Annotated in this window: 18 protein-coding genes and 1 tRNA gene; 5 read left to right on the plus strand and 14 right to left on the minus strand. The window is 70.4% G+C overall.

The annotated features are described in order from the left end of the window. The coding region (locus tag VIG79_RS16865; RefSeq protein WP_331887709.1) for a (Fe-S)-binding protein at positions 1–385 on the plus strand (385 nt) is incomplete at its 5' end. Between the two features lie 61 nt (positions 386–446). Here VIG79_RS16865 and VIG79_RS16870 read toward each other — a convergent pair. From VIG79_RS16870 to dcd, 7 genes are read right to left on the minus strand one after another with little or no spacing between them, the layout of a single operon-like run. Continuing rightward, on the minus strand, positions 447–1490 hold the full coding sequence (locus VIG79_RS16870; protein ID WP_331887733.1) for a DNA polymerase IV: 1044 nt from the start codon (positions 1488–1490) through the stop codon (positions 447–449). Positions 1491–1513: 23 nt separating this feature from the next. Continuing rightward, complete coding sequence (locus VIG79_RS16875; RefSeq protein ID WP_331887710.1) at positions 1514–2440, minus strand: ABC transporter substrate-binding protein; 927 nt, start codon at positions 2438–2440, stop codon at positions 1514–1516. Then, a complete protein-coding gene (locus tag VIG79_RS16880) occupies positions 2437–3225 on the minus strand; it encodes an ABC transporter permease (protein ID WP_331887711.1) in 789 nt (262 codons plus the stop codon). The genes VIG79_RS16875 and VIG79_RS16880 overlap by 4 nt, the downstream gene beginning before the upstream one ends. 4 nt (positions 3226–3229) lie before the next feature. Next, positions 3230–3868 carry an ABC transporter permease gene (locus VIG79_RS16885; RefSeq protein WP_331887712.1) on the minus strand — a complete coding sequence of 213 codons (639 nt, stop codon included), beginning with the start codon at positions 3866–3868 and terminating at the stop codon, positions 3230–3232. Continuing rightward, entirely contained in the window at positions 3865–5001 is a 1137-nt protein-coding gene (locus tag VIG79_RS16890; RefSeq protein ID WP_331887713.1) for an ABC transporter ATP-binding protein, read from the minus strand. The genes VIG79_RS16885 and VIG79_RS16890 overlap by 4 nt, the downstream gene beginning before the upstream one ends. 53 nt (positions 5002–5054) lie before the next feature. After that, positions 5055–5747: a dienelactone hydrolase family protein gene (locus VIG79_RS16895; RefSeq protein WP_331887714.1), complete on the minus strand. Its 693-nt coding sequence runs from the start codon at positions 5745–5747 to the stop codon at positions 5055–5057. Positions 5748–5799: 52 nt separating this feature from the next. Beyond that, positions 5800–6375: a dCTP deaminase gene (dcd, locus tag VIG79_RS16900; RefSeq protein ID WP_331887715.1), complete on the minus strand. Its 576-nt coding sequence runs from the start codon at positions 6373–6375 to the stop codon at positions 5800–5802. A 116-nt stretch (positions 6376–6491) separates the two neighbouring features. On the opposite strand from dcd, the gene VIG79_RS16905 reads away from it, so the two are divergent. Beyond that, positions 6492–6565, plus strand: a tRNA-Gly gene (locus VIG79_RS16905). Between the two features lie 198 nt (positions 6566–6763). Here the strand turns inward: VIG79_RS16905 and VIG79_RS16910 are convergent. The 4 genes from VIG79_RS16910 to VIG79_RS16925 form a co-directional block, all read right to left on the minus strand. Next, positions 6764–7198: a hypothetical protein gene (locus VIG79_RS16910; RefSeq protein ID WP_331887716.1), complete on the minus strand. Its 435-nt coding sequence runs from the start codon at positions 7196–7198 to the stop codon at positions 6764–6766. Next, positions 7144–7884: a multicopper oxidase family protein gene (locus VIG79_RS16915; RefSeq protein ID WP_331887717.1), complete on the minus strand. Its 741-nt coding sequence runs from the start codon at positions 7882–7884 to the stop codon at positions 7144–7146. The genes VIG79_RS16910 and VIG79_RS16915 overlap by 55 nt, the downstream gene beginning before the upstream one ends. 167 nt (positions 7885–8051) lie before the next feature. Continuing rightward, the gene (locus VIG79_RS16920) at positions 8052–10223 is read right to left on the minus strand and encodes an MMPL family transporter (RefSeq protein ID WP_331887718.1); all 2172 of its coding nucleotides are present in this window, start codon (positions 10221–10223) and stop codon (positions 8052–8054) included. Continuing rightward, positions 10220–10444, minus strand: a complete 225-nt coding sequence (locus VIG79_RS16925) for a DUF5957 family protein (RefSeq protein WP_331887719.1) — start codon at positions 10442–10444, stop codon at positions 10220–10222. The genes VIG79_RS16920 and VIG79_RS16925 overlap by 4 nt, the downstream gene beginning before the upstream one ends. Before the next feature lie 143 nt (positions 10445–10587). Here VIG79_RS16925 and VIG79_RS16930 point away from each other — a divergent pair, with 143 nt between their 5' ends. Beyond that, positions 10588–11754: a sensor histidine kinase gene (locus tag VIG79_RS16930; protein WP_331887721.1), complete on the plus strand. Its 1167-nt coding sequence runs from the start codon at positions 10588–10590 to the stop codon at positions 11752–11754. Further along, a complete protein-coding gene (locus VIG79_RS16935; protein WP_331887723.1) occupies positions 11751–12428 on the plus strand; it encodes a response regulator transcription factor in 678 nt (225 codons plus the stop codon). The genes VIG79_RS16930 and VIG79_RS16935 overlap by 4 nt, the downstream gene beginning before the upstream one ends. Before the next feature lie 6 nt (positions 12429–12434). On the opposite strand, the gene VIG79_RS16940 is transcribed toward VIG79_RS16935, so the two are convergent. From VIG79_RS16940 to VIG79_RS16950, 3 genes are read right to left on the minus strand one after another with little or no spacing between them, the layout of a single operon-like run. Then, complete coding sequence (locus VIG79_RS16940; protein ID WP_331887725.1) at positions 12435–13067, minus strand: TetR family transcriptional regulator; 633 nt, start codon at positions 13065–13067, stop codon at positions 12435–12437. Beyond that, positions 13033–14595 carry an MFS transporter gene (locus VIG79_RS16945; protein ID WP_331887727.1) on the minus strand — a complete coding sequence of 521 codons (1563 nt, stop codon included), beginning with the start codon at positions 14593–14595 and terminating at the stop codon, positions 13033–13035. The genes VIG79_RS16940 and VIG79_RS16945 overlap by 35 nt, the downstream gene beginning before the upstream one ends. Positions 14596–14641: 46 nt before the next feature. After that, complete coding sequence (locus VIG79_RS16950) at positions 14642–15901, minus strand: LCP family protein (RefSeq protein ID WP_331887729.1); 1260 nt, start codon at positions 15899–15901, stop codon at positions 14642–14644. A gap of 166 nt (positions 15902–16067) precedes the next feature. Between VIG79_RS16950 and VIG79_RS16955 the strand changes: the two genes are divergently transcribed. Further along, the coding region (locus VIG79_RS16955; protein WP_331887731.1) for an acyl-CoA dehydrogenase family protein at positions 16068–16787 on the plus strand (720 nt) is incomplete at its 3' end.

Raw genomic sequence — 16787 nt, forward strand, 5'->3', positions numbered from 1 at the left:
GGTCACCTACCACGACCCTTGCTACCTCGGCCGTCATAACGACGTCTACGCCCCGCCCCGTGAGCTCATCGGTGCCCTGCCCGGTGTCGAGCTCAAGGAGATGGAGCGCACCAAGGAGAAGTCCTTCTGCTGCGGCGCCGGGGGCGCCCGCATGTGGATGGAGGAGAAGCTCGGCACCCGGATCAACACCAACCGCACCGACGAGGCCGTCGCTACCGGCGCCGACCGGATCGCCATCGGCTGCCCGTTCTGCAAGGTCATGCTCAGCGACGGACTGGCGGCCGCGCAGTCCGACGGGACGGCGCGCGAGGAGGTCCAGGTCGTCGACGTCGCCCAGATGCTCCTCGCCGCCGTGCGACTCGAGACGCCCGGCGCTCCTAGCTGATCGTCGGTTCGTGCGGTTGGGGTACGGAATTCGATGCGGTCCAGAGCACGAACCGGAGTGGTTAGCGGGCGTAGCCGCCGTCGGGTGGCTGCATCTCCAGCCGCACGCCCAGTAGCCGCACCGAGCGGCGCTCGTCGAACCGGCTGAGCAGGGCGACCGCCGCGCCGGCGATCACGGGGAGGTCGACGGTCGGGGACGGCAGCGGAGCCGAGGCGGTCCGCGTGGTGAACGGCGCGTAGCGGACCTTGAGGCCCACGCGGATCGCCGGCCGGCCCTCGGCCACGATGTCGTCGAGGACCCGCGCCGCGAGGGTGCGGACCTCCTCCGCGACGATGTCCCAGTCGCTCAGGTTCTCCTGGAACGTCGTCTCCCGACCGTGGCCGCGGGCCACCCAAGGCGTCGCCGTCACCGGGGACCGGTCGCCGCCGCGCGCGATGCGGCGGTACCACGGGCCCATCGTCGGACCCAAGCGGGTGACGAGCAGCTCGGCGTCGGAGAGGGCCAGCTGGGACACCGTCTCGATGCCCAGGGCGGCCAGCTTGGCCGAGGTCTTGCGCCCGACGCCCCAAAGCGCCTCGGTCGGGCGAGGGCCCATGATCTCGTACCAGGTGTCCGCGGTGATCGTATAGACGCCCTGCGGCTTCCCGAACCCGGTGGCCGTCTTGGCCATCACCTTGGTCTGGCCGATCCCGACCGAGCAGTGCAGCCGGGTCTGCGCCAGCACGGCCGCCTGCATCCGCCGGGCCAGTGCCTCGGGGTCGTCCGTCACCACGCCGACGAACGCCTCGTCCCAGCCGAGCACCTCGACGACGGCGCCGTCCGTGGGGCCGAACGACCGCAGCACGGCCATGACGCCGGCCGAGGCCTCGTCGTACAGCGGACCGTCGACCGGCAGGAACACCGCGTCCGGCGCCTTCTTCACGGCGGTGCGCAGCGGCATACCGGAGCCGACACCGAAGGCCCGCGCCTCGTACGACGCGGTCGAGACGACCCCACGCAGGGTGGGGTCGCCCCGACCGCCGACGACGACGGGTTTACCGACGAGTGACGGGTCCCGCAGCACCTCGACGGCGGCCACGAACTGGTCGAGGTCGACGTGCAGGATCCACGGCTGCGAGACCCCCTCGGTCAGCCCAGGCCGTTCTTCGACAGGAAGTCCTTGGCCACGGCCGACGCGTCCTTCTTGTCGACGTCGACCTGCTTGACCAGGTCGGTCAGGGTGGCCGTGTCGATCTTGGCCGAGACCGCGTTGAGCGCGGCCGTGATGGTGTCGTTGACCTTGTCCTTGCGGAGCAGCGGCACGACGTTGTCAGAGCCGAACAGCAGCTTCGGGTCGTCCAGCGTGACGAACCCGTTGGCCGAGATCGACGGGTCGGTGCTGAAGATGTTGGCCGCCTGCGCCTGGCCGTTGGTCAGCGCGTTGACGATCGCCGCACCCTTGAGGGGCAGGAAGTTCGCCGGCGCGAAGCCGTACTCGGACTTCAGGCCGACCAGGCCCTGCTGACGGGTCTGGAACTCCGGCGGGGCGGCCACGGTGATGTCGGCCTGGTGCGCGGTGAGGTCGGCGATCGACTTCAGGGTGTACTTCGCCGCCGTGTCCTTGGTGACGACCATGGAGTTCTTGTCCTCCGCGGTCGACTTGTCGAGGACGACGAGGGTGGGCGGGAGGGTTGCCTTGAGCGCGGTGTAGACCGCGTCGGGGTCCTGCGACGGGGCGGTGCCCTTGAGGAAGGTCAGCAGCGAACCGGTGTACTCCGGGACGATGTCGATCGACCCGTCCTCGAGCGCCTTGATATAGACGTCGCGGCTGCCGATGTTGGGCTTGGTCGTGACGTTGATGCCCTTGGCCTTGATGGCCCCGGCGTAGATCTCGCCCAGCACCTGGGACTCGGAGAAGTCGGCGGAGCCGACGGTGATGCTGCCGCTGCCACCGCCCGAGGCCGTGCTCCCGCCACCGCCTGCGGCGGGGGCGGTCGGGTTGTTGTTGGCGCCGCAGGCGGCGAGGGCGAGCGCCGCGACAGCGGCCGCCCCGGTCATGAGGATCGTGCGCTTCATACGAGTGCTTCTCTCTGGTCGTCGGCACGGTCGGTGGGAGAGGCGGGTTCCGAGGCATCGCCTCGGGCCGTGGTGGTGACAACCGGCAGGTTGTCTCCGGTGTTCCTGAACTTCCCGGTGAGTCCGGGGGAGACTGCGGTCCGCTGGACGAGGGAGAGGAGGCCGTCCATCACCAGGGCGAGGGCGGCGACGAGAATCGCGCCGCTCGCCATCTCGGCGTAGTCGCTGACGCTGAGCCCGTCGATGAGGTAGCGCCCCAGGCCGCCGAGGCTGATGGACGCGGCGATCGTCGCGGTGGCGATGACCTGGAGGGTGGCGCTGCGGACGCCGGACAGCAGCAATGGCAGCGAGCAGGGCAGCTCGACCTTGCGCAACACCTCGCTCCCACGCATACCCATGCCCTTGGCCGCGTCGCGAGCCGCCGGGTCGACGCCCTGGATCCCCGCGTAGGTACCCGACAGGATCGGCGGCACGGCGAGGAGCACGAGGACGATGACGCTCGGGATGACGTAGGCCAGGCTGCTGGCGATCTTCGGGCCGAGCCAGAGCGCCACGGCGAAGAGCAGGCCGAGGCTCGGGACGGCGCGGAGCGAGTTGGCGAGCGAGACCGTCCACTTGGCCCGGCCGGAGTGTCCGACCATGACGCCGAGCGGGATGGCGATGAGGGCGGCGATGAGCAGGCTGATCCCGGAGTAGATGAGGTGCTCGAGGATGCGCTGCGGGATGCCGTTCGGGCCGGTCCAGTGGGCCGGGTCGGTGAGCCAGCCGCCGATGCTGTTCAGCACAGCGTCACCTCGCCACTCGTTGCCAGGGGGTGATCGCCCAGGCTCCGGCGCGGATCACGGTGTCGAAGATCAGCGCCAGCAGCACGCAGGCGACGATGCCGACGATGATCTCCGTCGGGAAGCTCCGCTGGTAGCCGTCGGTGAGGTAGTAGCCCAGCTGCGGGAACCCGACCAGCGACGCGACGCTGACGATGCTGACGTTGCTGACCGCGGCGACGCGCAGACCCGCGGCGATGACGGGGACGGCCAGCGGCAGGTCGACCTTCAGCAGTCGCCGCATCCCGGTGAACCCCATCGCGACCGCCGCCTGCCGGGTCGAGTCGGGGACGGCGCCGAGGCCGTCGGCGACGGTCCGGACGAGCAGGGCCAGCGTGTAGAGGGTCATGGCGACGTAGACGTTGAGCGTGTCGAGGATCCGGGTGCCGAGGATGAGCGGCATGAGGATGAACAGCGCCAGGCTGGGAATCGTGTAGAGGAGGCCGCTGCCGGCGATGAGGAAGCCATAGAGCTTCGAGTAGCGGCGGGCGACCCAGCCGAGCGGGAGCGCGATGATGAGCCCGATGATCAGGGGGATGCCCGCCAGCAGGGTGTGCTGACCGGCGTACCAGAAGATGTCGCCGATGTGGTCGGCGACCCACGTCACGAGGCGTCCTGCCGCTGGTATCGGTCGTCGGCGGCGTCGTCGTCCGGGCGCTCCGTCCGCTCGATGACGGTGAGGACCTGGTCGGCGCGGACAGTGCCGGCGAGGGCACCGTCGTCGTCGACGAGGACGCCGCGGCGGGACGGCGACGAGAGCGCGGCGTCGAGGACGGCTCGCAAGGGTCCGTGCACCCGGGCCACGGTGCCGCCGCGATGGAGCATCTCGCGGTCGATGTCGCGCCCGAGCCGGTGGGGTTCGACCCAGCCGAGCGGCTTGCGGTCGCCGTCGACGACGAGCAGCCACCCGTCGCTGCTGGCCGACCTGGCCTGGTCGGGTGTCGCGCCGAGCCCGATGGTGGGCTCGGTGGTGAGCTGGAGGTCGGGAGTCTCGTGGAAGCCCAGCGCCCGGTAGCCCCGGTCACGACCGACGAAGCCGGCCACGAAGTCGTCGATCGGATGCGCCAGCAGATATGCGGGTTCGGCCAGCTGCGCGAGCTTGCCCCCGACGCGCAGGACGGCGACCTGGTCGCCGAGCTTGATCGCCTCGTCGATGTCGTGCGTGACGAAGAGGATGGTCTTGCCCAGCTCGCCCTGGAGGCGGAGGAACTCGTCCTGCAGCTGTTCGCGGACGATGGGGTCGACGGCGGAGAACGGCTCGTCCATGAGCATCACCGGCGGGTCGGCGGCGAGCGCCCGCGCGACGCCGACGCGTTGCTGCTGGCCGCCGGAGAGCTGGCTGGGATAGCGCTTGGCGAACGCCGTGTCGAGGCCCACTCGCTCCAGGAGCTCCATGGACCGCTCGCGGGTCCTCTTCTTGTCCCACCCCAGCAGCTCGGGCACGGTGCCGACGTTGTCGAGCACGGTGCGGTGCGGGAAGAGCCCGGCGGCCTGGATCACATAGCCGATGCCGCGCCGCATCTCGGCGGCGTCCATCTTCCCGGTGTCCTGGTCGTCCAGCCAGATCGTCCCGGAGGTGGGTTCGATCATCCGGTTGACCATGCGCAGCGTGGTCGTCTTGCCGCACCCGGAGGGTCCGACGAGAACGGTGATCTGACCGGTCGGGGCCTCCAGGTCGAGGTGGTCGACCGCCGTGGTGCCGCCGGCGTACTGCTTCGAGACGTCGTCGAAGCGAATCATGACGTCGACCCTAGGCGAGACGGGTGACATGCGCGTCCCGGCCAAGGCTTCCGTCAGATAACGGTGACGATGCTCTCCTCGCCGGCCTGTGCGCCCAGCTGGTCGAGCTCCGGCGCCTCGGAGAGGTCACTCTGCGTCCTGAGCGTGCCCGCGAGGTAGCCACCGACGAGGTGGTCCCAGGTGCCCGCGCGTCGCAGCATGGCGTGGTCCGCCGACCTGAGCCCGACGAAGCTGGCGGTGAGGCCGCGTTCCTGGAGGGTCTCCACGACGCGGCGGCTGGCCTGGGCGGAGGTCATCCGGTCGCTCACGCCGTGGATGAGCAGCAGCTTCTGGTTCTCGTGGACCTTGATGCCGTCGCTCCCGACGACCCAGGGCGCGAGCCCGACCACCTCGACGACGCGGGGGTCGTCGGCCAGCGCCAGCGCCACGCGGCCACCCATGGAGTGACCGACCAGAGCGATCGGCACGCCGGGGTACGCCTCGGAGATCTGGTCGAGCGCAGCGCGGGCGTCGGGTACGGGGCTGGCGGCCGCGCCGTTCCAGCCGCGAACCGCATACCGGAGCATGGCCACCGCGAAGGTGCCCCGGCCGGCCTTCGCGACGGCGCGGGCGACCGGGACCATCCGCAGGACGGCGAGGTTGTGCCACCGCGCCGGGCGCCGGCTGGCGTCCTGTCCTCCGTGGAGGACGAGGACCACTGCGGTCGGCGCGTCAGGTCGGCTGGTCCACTTGAGGTCGGCTGCCACGATGGCTATTCGACAGGGCCCGGCTGTGAGATTGCTATGCGACGGCTGTTGTTCAGACGTCGGTGCGGTGGAAGTTCTTGAAGCTCCGGCTCGCGGTCGGACCGCGCTGGCCCTGGTAGTGGGATCCGTAGGCGTCGGAGCCGTAGGGCTTCTCGACGGCGCTGGAGAGGCGGAAGAAGCAGAGCTGGCCGACCTTCATACCGGGCCACAGCTTGATCGGCAGGGTGGCGACGTTGGATAGCTCGAGCGTCACATGACCGGAGAACCCCGGGTCGACGAAGCCGGCCGTGGCGTGGGTGAGCAGGCCGAGTCGTCCGAGGCTCGACTTGCCCTCGACCCGCGCGGCGATGTCGTCGGGCAGCGTGACCGTCTCGAGGATCGACCCGAGGACGAACTCGCCCGGGTGGAGGATCAGCGGCTCCCCGTGAGCGATCTCGACGAGACGGGTCAGGTCGGGCTGGTCCTCGGCCGGGTCGATGTAGGGGTACTTGTGGTTGTCGAACAGCCGGAAGTACTTGTCGAGCCGCACGTCGATGCTCGACGGCTGGAGCATCGTCGGCTCCCACGGGTCCAGAACGACCCGGCCGCCCTCAATCTCGGCGCGGATGTCCCGGTCGGAGAGCAGCACGGGCACGAGGGTAGCGGCGGCGGCCCTTTCGCCGCGGTCCGGGCCGGACGACAGGTTGGGTATGCTGCTCGTCGCGTTGCCGGAAGGCGCTCCAGCGGAGCCGTTCGGGTGACCACGCGGGCGTAGCTCAATGGTAGAGCGCCAGCTTCCCAAGCTGGACACGCGAGTTCGATTCTCGTCGCCCGCTCCACAGAGGCTCCGCAGGTCAGAGGCTCAGCGGCCGTGCCGACCGGAGCGCTCGCCGCCCGGGAGGTCAGGCTCGTGCCCACATTTCCGATCCTGAGGACGCCCGGACTGGACCACTAACTGAACGCTGTTGGGACTGGACCACCTCGATCATCGCCATCATCCGCATGTCCTCGTGCTCGAGGTTGTGGCAGTGGAACATTTACCGGCCGCGGTAACCGTCGAACCGGATGAGCAGCCTCGCAGTCCCGCCGTTGTCGAGGTCGACGGTGTCCTTCCAGGGCGCCTCCGCCAGACTTGCGCCCCGCTCGCCCTCCGGGCTCATGACGACGAACGGAGCCGTGTCGGAGGCTGTCCCGACGACCCGGAACTGCATGACCAACCCTCGCCCGCCACTACTCAGCCCGTTGTGCATCGTCACCGTCTGCCCCACCGACACCCGTGCGAAGTCCACGATGACGTCGGCGCGTTCGGACTGGCTCAGCACGACCTCGGCGACCGGCACCGGGGCGGGCATCAGGGAAGCATCGGCTCCGATCTGCAGGAACGGCAAGCCGGTTCCCGACGGGTCGGGGTCGAGGCTCAGGGCATACCGGCGGGCGTTCGAGGCGTTGAGCAGCCGCGATCGGTAGCGCACCGCCTCCACCTCGAAGACCGGCCATGGCACCCCGTTGACGAGGACGACGTCGCCGAGGACCCACTCGCATACTCGCTCGTGACCCCCGGCGTCTGCAGCGTGGGGCCGAGCGACGGGTAGTCGAGCTGCCCGTCCGCGCGGAAGCTGCGGTCGACGATCATCAGCGGCACGTCCCGCGCGCCGGACGGCAGCCCGAGCGTCGCCTCGTGGTCGTCGGCCACGAGGTGGAACCCGGCCAGTCCCCGGTAGACCTGGGGCCCGGTGAAGTCCGTGCGGTGGTCGTGGTACCAGAGCGTCCCAGCCGGCTGGTCCATCGGGTACTCGTAGGTGCGGGTCCCGACCGTGGTCGATCCGGTATGCGTCATCCCACCGGACCGGTGACCCGCGTGGCCGTGGATCGGCAGCAGAAAGTCGGTCGGGAAGCCGTCGTGCTCCGGTGGGACCCGGCCGCCGTGGAGGTGGACGACAACGGGAACCTCGAGCGAGTTCGTATGCGAGACAATGGTGTTCCGGCCTCGTTGCGAGACGATGGTCGGTCCTGGAAACGTCCCGTTGTAACCCCAGACCGTCGTGCGCAACCCTGGCAGGATCTCGGTCTCGGCGGCGCGTTGGACGACCTCGTAGTAGTCCGTGGTGCCTGTACGCCGCCGCACCGGTGCGAGGATCCCGGGGACCCGCAGCGGCACGGTGAAGGGTGGCGGCAGACGGGCGGTGCTGGGGCGTACCGCTCCCGCACTACCCTCGGCCTCGCTGATCCCCGAGCCGACCAGCCCTCCGACGCGTCAGCATCCGGGAAGCGCCATCGTGGTCGTTCCGGCGGCCACGACCCCGAGAAACGCACGGCGGCTGGCCGTCACGGCCGAACCGCCTTCGGCGAGTCCTGCGCCGGTTCGACCGCCACGACGGGCAGCCGACGGCGCAGCCACCGAGGCAGCCACCAAGCCCGCTCGCCGAGCAGGCTCATGACCGACGGGACGAGCAGGCAGCGGATGACCAGTGCGTCGAGGAGCACCGCGACGGCCAGACCCAGACCGAACTGCTGGAGCATCCGGTCGGCGCTGAGGAGGAATGACGCGAAGACCGCCACCATGACCGCGGCAGCGGCCGTGATCACCCCACCGGTGCGGGCCATGCCCTCCGCGACCGACCGCTCGGCGTCCTGGCTGAGGCGCCACTCCTCGTGCATCCGCGAGACCAGGAACACCTCATAGTCCATCGAGAGCCCGAAGACGATCGCGAAGATCATCACCGGCACATACGCCTCGACCGGTCCCGGCGCGAGCCCGAACATCCCGTTCTGGAAGACGAGGGTCACGACGCCGAGCGACGCCCCGATGCTGAGGACGTTGAGGATCGCCGCCTTGACCGGGATGGTCAGCGAGCGGAAGACGACGAGGAGGAGCAGGGACGACAGCCCGATCACGGTGCCGACGAAGAGCGGGAACCGCGACGCCACCGCCGCGGAGAAGTCCGCCACGGCGGCCGGCGTGCCGCCCACAAGAAGATCGTGTCCCGTCGACGCCTCGATCGGCGGCAGGACCTCGGAGCGCAGCCGGCTGACGAGATCGGCGGTGGCCGTGTCCTGGGGTGCCGTGGCCGGAATGACGACGGTCAGGGCACCCGAGCCGTCGGTGATCGGCTGGGTCGGCAGGACCCGCGAGACGCCGGGCGTCGTGGACAGTGCGTCGACCACGGCAGTGGAGCGACCCCCGCTCTCGAGGACGACCAGTGGTCCGTTGTACCCAGGCCCGAAGCCGGCGGCCACGAGGTCGTAGGCGGCGCGGCTCGTGGTGCCGACGGGGTCGGTGCCGGCGTCGGCGATCCCGAGTCGCATCGTCGCCGCCGGCAAGGCGAGGGCCACCAGCAGTCCGGTCCCGACGAGCACGGCAGGAAGACGAAGCCGCGTGACAACAACGGTCCACGCGCGCCACCGACGCCCGGACGTGTCCCGGCCCTGCGCCCGACGCCGGATCGTCCGCTCCAGGCGCGCGCCGAGGATGCTCAGCAGGCTGGGCAGCAGGGTGAGTGAGGCCGCCATGGTCACGACGACGGTCAGGGCGACGCCCAGCGCGACCCCCTGCAGCGACGCCAGGCCCAGCATCACCAGGCCACCCAGAGCCACCATGACAGTCAGGCCGGCGACGAGGACCGACCGCCCGGCCGTGTTGAGGGCCGTCGCGACCGCGGCTGACCGACTGGCCCCGGCGAGGATCTCGGTGCGGAACCGGGAGAAGACGAGCAGGGCGTAGTCGATGCCTACTCCCAGGCCCACGAGGACCATCAGCGACGACGCGTATCCCGGCAGGATGAGGACGTTCGAGAGCAGCGCGATGACTCCCACGCTCGTGCTCACCGCGAGCGTCGCGGTGACGAGGGGCAGACCGGCCGCGAGCAGCGAGCCGAACATCATCACGAGGATCGCCAGAGCTACGAGCAGGCCCACTCCTTCGGCCGGGCCGCCGCCACCCTCGACCGCCCGCACCGTGTCGCCGCCCAGCTCGACCTGGAGGCCGTCGCCACCGGTCGCCCGAGCGACGTCGATGATCCGGGCTATCGCTGCCGGCGGGACCTCGGCAGCGGGGGCGTCGAGCTGGACCGTGGCCAGTGCTGTCCTCCCGTCGGTGCTGACCGCGCCCGGTCCGGTCGGGTCGGTCACGTCGACGACGTGCTCGAGCCCACGCACCGCGGCGGCGATCGCGGCGATTCGGTCACGGGTCCCTGTGGCGGACAGCCCGGAGGGGTCGCGGAACACCACCTGGACGGTTGCACCCGCCTCCCGGGGGGCGTGCGCCTGCAAGACATCGACCACCTGCTGGCTCTCGGTGCCGGGCAGCGAGATGTCGTCGTGGTACGCCGGCCCGACCGCTTGAGCGGTCCCGGTAACGGCGACGAGAAGCGCCACCCAGAGCGCGAGCGCCCACCACCGGTGCCGATCGGACCACGCGGCCAACCGGACAAACCGCGAGGCCCCCGACGCCGGCCGCTCCGGGCGCGTCGTGTCGCGAGTCAGATGGGTGCGGCTCATCGTCGGCTCCTCCCGCTCGAGATGACGGCGCCGACTGCGGCGCCCACAGCGGCGGTCAGGACGGAGAGCCACCTCCACCCGACCGGGCCCCCGGTGAGGAGGTAGCCGACGATGCCGATCACCTCGGACGCGGCGATCTCGCCGAAGGAGCCGGCGACAAGTCCGAGCAGCGCTCCGGCGCCGCGACGGACCAGGGACGGATGAGAACGGTGCATGAGCATGCCCGCGACGGTATGAACCCTGGGCACGACATACAGTCGGCCAGGGGTACGCGGCGTCAGTCGCCTCCGGCATACCCCTGGTTCGTCCCTGAGTCTCCTGCAGGAGACTGCCTCGTCCCGCGTGACCGACCTAACCTCGAACGATGACCGACCTCGCCCCGGCGGGACCGCGGGAGGTCCGCCGAGATCGAGCGGTGGATCTGGCACTCGCCGTGGCTGTCACCACCGTCGTCGCGGTGGCGATGACCGCGGACAGCGACGGCGGGTCGCGGCCCCTGGACCCGTTCGCCTACCTGTTCGCGGTCGCGCTCGGCGCGCCGATGCTGGTTCGCCGACGGCTCCCAGTGGCGGTACTCGCCGTGACGTTCCTCGGCGTCTGCGCCTACTACATCGCCAAGTACCCGCCCATCGGACTCGCGCTGCCGCTCGGGGGCGCCCTCTACGTCGCCGCTCGCGCCGGCCGGTTGCGGTGGGCGGTCGGCGCCGCGACGGCCATCGTCGGGCTGTCGCTGTGGTTCCGCATCCAACGCGGAGGCGAGGACCTCCGCTACATGCTGCTCTTCGACACGCTGCTCACCGTGGCGGTGATGGCCGCGTCGATCGCCCTCGGCGACAGCCATCGGTCCAAGGCCATGTGGCGCGCCGAGCTGCAACGCACCCATGACCAGGAGGCCTGGCGCACCGACCACGAGGCGCGGCAGCGCGTCGCCGCCGAACGGGCTCGGATCGCCCGAGAGCTGCACGACTCGATCGGTCACGGTCTCTCCGTGGTCTCGCTGCACGCGGACGTGGCACTGGAGTCCGGCGACCTGGGTCCGAAGGCCGCCGAGGCCGTTGGTCAGATCCGACGCGCCGGTCGGCAGTCGCTGAGCGAGCTGCGGACAGCGGTGGCCGTCCTCCGCAGTCCGGACACGGTCACCGCCCCGACCCTCGCCGACGTGAACGAGCTCGCGCGGCACCTCGAGACGGCCGGGATCGGCGTCATCGTGGACGTCCGCGGCGACCTGGCCCTCGTCCCGCCCGGGGTGAGCGGGACCGCATATCGGATCGTGCAGGAGGCGCTCACCAACGCGGTCCGGCACTCCCACTGCGACGAGGCACGGGTCGCCTTGGCGGTCTCGGACGGGCGGCTCGACATCGAGGTCGCCGACGACGGCATCGGGCTGCCGGAGGGTACGCCGCCGGCTCTCGGCCACGGGATCCGCGGCATGACCGAACGCGCCGCGGAGCTCGGTGGCACGTTGACCACCCACGTTCGGACGGGGTCGGGCTTCAGCGTCCGAGCCGTGCTGCCGTTGGCCGGGTCATGATCCGCGTCACCCTCGTGGATGACCAGGACCTCGTCCGCGCCGGAGTACGAGCCCTGCTCGAGCACTCGGAGGACATCCGCGTGGTCGGAGAGGCCGGCGACGGGAACAGTGGGTACGCGATGGTCCGCGAGCAGCGGCCGCACGTCGTCCTCATGGACGTCCGGATGCCTGCGGCGGATGGGTTGCGGACGACGCGGCGGATCGTCGCCGATCCGGAGCTGGCCGCGGTGAACGTGCTGGTGCTGACGACGTTCGGGGACGACGAGAATCTCTTCGCGGCGCTGCGGGCCGGCGCTGCCGGGTTCGTGCTCAAGGACACGGGAGCCGAGGAGCTGCGCCACGCGGTCCGGGTTGTGGCCGCCGGTGACGCGCTGCTCACCCCGGCCGTCACCCGCCGGGTCATGCAGGCGGCGGCTCGGACGCCGCGGTATGCGTCGCCACGACTGCTCGACTCGCTCACCGACCGGGAGCGCGAGGTGCTTCGCGAGGTCGGCCTGGGCCGGTCGAACGCGGAGATCTCCCTGGAGCTGCGCATCACGCCGGACACCGCGCGCACTTACGTCAGCCGGATCCTCGCCAAGCTGCACGCCCGGGACCGGTCGCAGCTGGTGGTCCTGGCTTACGAGACGGGCACCATCCAGCCCGGCCAGAGCTCCGGCAGAGCTGGCGCCTAGAGATCGTTACGGTCGGGCTTCGGGCAAGTGCACGACACGGCCGACCTGGTCGATGAGGTCGCCGAGCTGAGCGATCGAGCCCGCCGGGTCCTCCCCCGTGGACTCCATGGCGAGGTTCAGGAACACCCCCATGACCGCCGCCGCGTAGAGGCGCAGGTCCGGGTCGTCGAGCGGCCGGCCGAGCCGACGGGCGACGGCCTCGGCGAGCAGGTCACGCGGGCGGATGATCTCCATCAGCATCCCGCGGCGCAGCTCCGGCACCGACCGGATCAGCTGGTTGCGGACCATCTCGAGCTGGAGGTGCTCGTCGGACATGTCCCGGAAGACCACGTCGATCGCGTACCGGAGCGCCTCCATCGGGCTGAGCTCGGCCGGCGCACTCACCATCACCTCGAACGACTGCTGGTCCATGAGGTCGGTGAGGACGGTGTCCTCCTTGGCCGGAAAGTAGCGGAAGAACGTGCTCGGCGAGACCTCGGCGGCCGCCGCGATCTGCTCGACCGTCGTCTCGGCGTAGCCCTGCTCCCGGTACAGCCGCAGGGCGTGCTCCTGGATGGCCGCCTTGGTCCGCGCCTTCTTCCGCTCCCGCAGGCCCAGCACCGGCTCAGCCGCGGTCCCGGGCGCTGACGTCGACGGCATCCCCCGATTCTGCCGCTACCGCCCGGTTGTCCGGCAGATAGCGCGCCACCATGGCCGCGCCGAGCAGGCAGATGGCCGAGCTGACCCACATCGTCGCGGTCAGGCCGCCCACGAAGGCGGAGCGGACCGCATACTCCAGCGACACCGAACCCGACTGCGCCGCAACGGCCATGCCGGTGGCGACGTTGCGACCGAGCGTGTCGGCCAGCTCGGCAGGGAGCCCCGTCGGCAGCCCGGCCCGGTACGCGGCGCTCAGCAGCGCTCCGAGGACCGCGATGCCCGCGACGCTCCCGATCTGGCGCAGGACCTGGACCAGCGCCGAACCGGCCGCCGCCCGCTCCCGGGGCAGTGCGGCGAGCGCGCCGTTCTGGCCGCAGAAGAGCGCGGCGCCGACCCCGGCCCCGACGAGGACCGTCCACGCCGCGGTCAACCCGTACCCGCTGTCCACTCCGACCCGCGTGCCGAGCAGGAACCCCAACGCCCCGACGACAAAGCCGCATACTCCGAGCACGCGCGCCCCGAAGCGCGGCAGCAGCAGCATCGTCAGCCGGAGCCCGACGAAGAGGCCCAGCACCATCGGTACCGATCGCACGCCCGTGCCGAGCGCGTCCTCGCCGAGGACGCCGCGCAGGTACTGCGGCACGACGAACATCGCGCCGAAGAACGCCAGGCTGGCGACCGCCGCCGTCAGGGCACCCCACCGGAACGCCGGCTGCCGCCACAGCGCCGGGTCGACCACCGGCTCGACACCTCGGTCGCGTCGCTGCCACCACACGAACGCCCCGAACGCCGCCGCGCCACCGACCAGTCCGGCCAGCACGAGAGGATCGGTCCAGCCGCGCTCCGGCCCTTCGATGACGCCGTACGTTGCCGCGAGCATCCCGACGGAGGTGAGGAGTATGCCGACCAGGTCCAGCCGGCGACCTCGGGTCCCGACGGTCTCGGGCAGGAAGAGCAGGACAGCGACCAGAGCGAGCGCGATGACCGGCAGGTTGACGACGAACACCGAACCCCACCAGAAGTGCTGGAGCAGTACGCCGGCCACGATCGGCCCCAACGGCAGCCCGACCATCGTCGAGATGCCCAGTGTCGCGATCGCCCGGGTGCGCTCCTCGGCCTCGAACAGCACGACGACCGACGACATCGCGAGCGGGATGAGCACCGCGGCACCGACCCCGAGCAGCGTCCGGGCGGCGATGAGACTCTCGGCGCTTGTGGAGAGCGCACACCAGAGCGAGCCGAGGAAGAACAGGACCAGCCCGACCACCGTCGAGCGCTTCCGCCCGTAGCGGTCGCCGAGCACTCCGGCGGGCAGCAGCAACGCCCCCAGAGCCAACAGGTAGCTGTCCGCGAACCACTGCAGCTGCGCGCCGGTCGCGTGCAGGCTCACGGCGATGTCGGGCAGGGCGACGTTGAGGATCGTCGTGTCGAGCCCGATGACGAGAACGGTCGTCGACGTGGCGGCGAGCGCCCACCAACGACGGGGGTTGGCGGCAATCCGCGACTCGCTAACGTTTGACTGTGACATGTTTTTGATAGTGACTGTCACAATCGCCGTTGTCAAGTCACCGGCACTACTTCACGCAGGGGATCCCGCCCCCGCTGATCGCGGTGAGGTCGGTCGGGGCGGGCGTCCCCGTGCCGGCCACCGTCGTCGGCACGCTGGACGTGGGAGGGGTGGTGGCCTTGCCCGACGAGGAGGACGGCGCCGGTGTCGAGCCGGCCGACCCCGCCGAGCCACCGGGCGTTGTCGCCGAGGACCCGCTCTCGGCAGGCGTGAGCAGCTGCTTGACCGTCGCCTGGATCTCCGCGACGTCGACGACGTTGATGTCCTCGCCCTGCGGGGTCTTGCCGAACGACCTGATCGGCAGCGTGTAGAAGGTGACGTTACCGCCGGCCATCCGCTCGCCGTCCTGAGCGAAGGACAGCAGGTTGAGCCCCGAGTCGATCGCGGTGTTCTGCTTCGTCACGTCGATGACCTGCTGCAGCTTGACCGGGTTCGCCAGGGTGCCGGCCTGCTTGAGCTGGACCGCGAGCGAGGAGATGAACGCCTGCTGGCGGCGCTCGCGGTCGAGGTCGGTGAAGTTGTAGCGGTCGTAGAGGTCACGCCGCTGGCGGACGAAGGCCACGGCCTGCGATGCGTCGATCTGTTGCTCTCCCGCAACGAAGTTCGCGCCCGAGTACGAGTCCTGGGTGGCCTCCTTGACGCAGACGGTGATCGGCTGGACCACCTGGGCGAGCTGGTAGAAGGCGACCATCGTCACCTCGACGAAGTGGTCGACCGGCACGCCGAGGAACTGGGAGACCGTCTTGACCTGCGCCGACCGCCCGGCGTCGCGCGCCTTCTGCTCCCGCTGTTGCTTGCTGAGCGAGGTGTCCTTCGCGAGGGCCGCCGACTCCGCCGCATACGCGAGCCCGTAGGCCTGCTTGATCTTGCCCTTGCACTGCTTGTCGGGGCAGCCGGCGAGGTCGACGTAGTCGTCGCGCGCGATCGAGATGCCCGATGCCTTGCTGCCGTCGCCAGGGATGTGCAGGAGCATGAGGACGTTCGCGTTGAGACCCCCGTCCGACGCGTCTCCCGCGTGCAGGGCGTTGTAGATGTCGGCCGGGAGCGGGTCGCCGTTCTCGTCCACCCGGCTGTCGAGGCCCATGATGAGGATGTTCGTGTCGCCCTGCACGGAACCGGAGGTCGCCGTGCCGTCCGGAGCCTTGAGGACGTCCGAGGTGGTGATCCCCTGGGTCAGCCGGAGGTAGGAGTACCCGGCGTAGCACAGAACGAGGACCACCACGGCCAGGGCGGCGATGAGCAGCACGCGGCCGCGACGGGAGCGCATCGGAGCATCGTTGCCGCCGAGTCTGGAAGTCTGCTGGGAGTTCGCTGGACCAGCATGTCAGTCCGGTGTGCATTCCGTAACAGTGCTTGCGTCGAGTTACCGGCGAGTAGAATCATGGGAGTTACCGACGAGTAACCCGGCCTGGATCCGGCGAGGAGACCAACCCATGAGTCATTACCGCAGCAACGTCCGCGACCTGGAGTTCGCCCTGTTCGAGGTCTTCGGGCGTGGCGACGTGCTCGGTCATGGCCCCTATGAGGCCGTCGACAGCGACACCGCGCGGGAGATGCTCCACGAGGTGGCCCGGCTGGCCGAGAACGAGCTCGCGGAGAGCCTGCTCGACTCCGACCGCAACCCTCCGGTGTACGACCCGAAGACCTACGAGGTCACGGTGCCGGCGTCGTTCCGCAGGAGCTACCAGGCCTACCTGGACGCCGAGTGGTGGCGCACCGACATCCCGGCCGAGCTCGGCGGGACGGTCATCCCGCCGTCCCTGCGGTGGGCCATCGCCGAGCTGGTGCTGGGCGCCAACCCCGCGGTGCACATGTACTCGGCCGGCTTCGCCTTCGCGAAGGTGCTGCACACCCTCGGCACGGGCGACCAGAAGATCCTCGCCAAGCACCTGGTGGACCAGCGCTGGGGCGCCACCATGGTGCTCACCGAGCCGGACGCCGGCTCCGACGTCGGCGCCGGCCGCACGAAGGCGACCCTGAACGACGACGGCACCTGGAACATCGAGGGCGTCAAGCGCTTCATCACCTCCGCCGAGAGCGACCTCTCCGACAACGTCGTGCACCTGGTGCTGGCGCGCCCGTCGGGCGTCGACGGCGTCGGCGGGCCGGGCACGAAGGGCCTGAGCCTGTTCATCGTGCCCAAGTTCCACTTC

The sequence above is a fragment of the Lapillicoccus sp. genome (assembly GCF_036559105.1).
Lineage (GTDB): Bacteria > Actinomycetota > Actinomycetes > Actinomycetales > Dermatophilaceae > Lapillicoccus.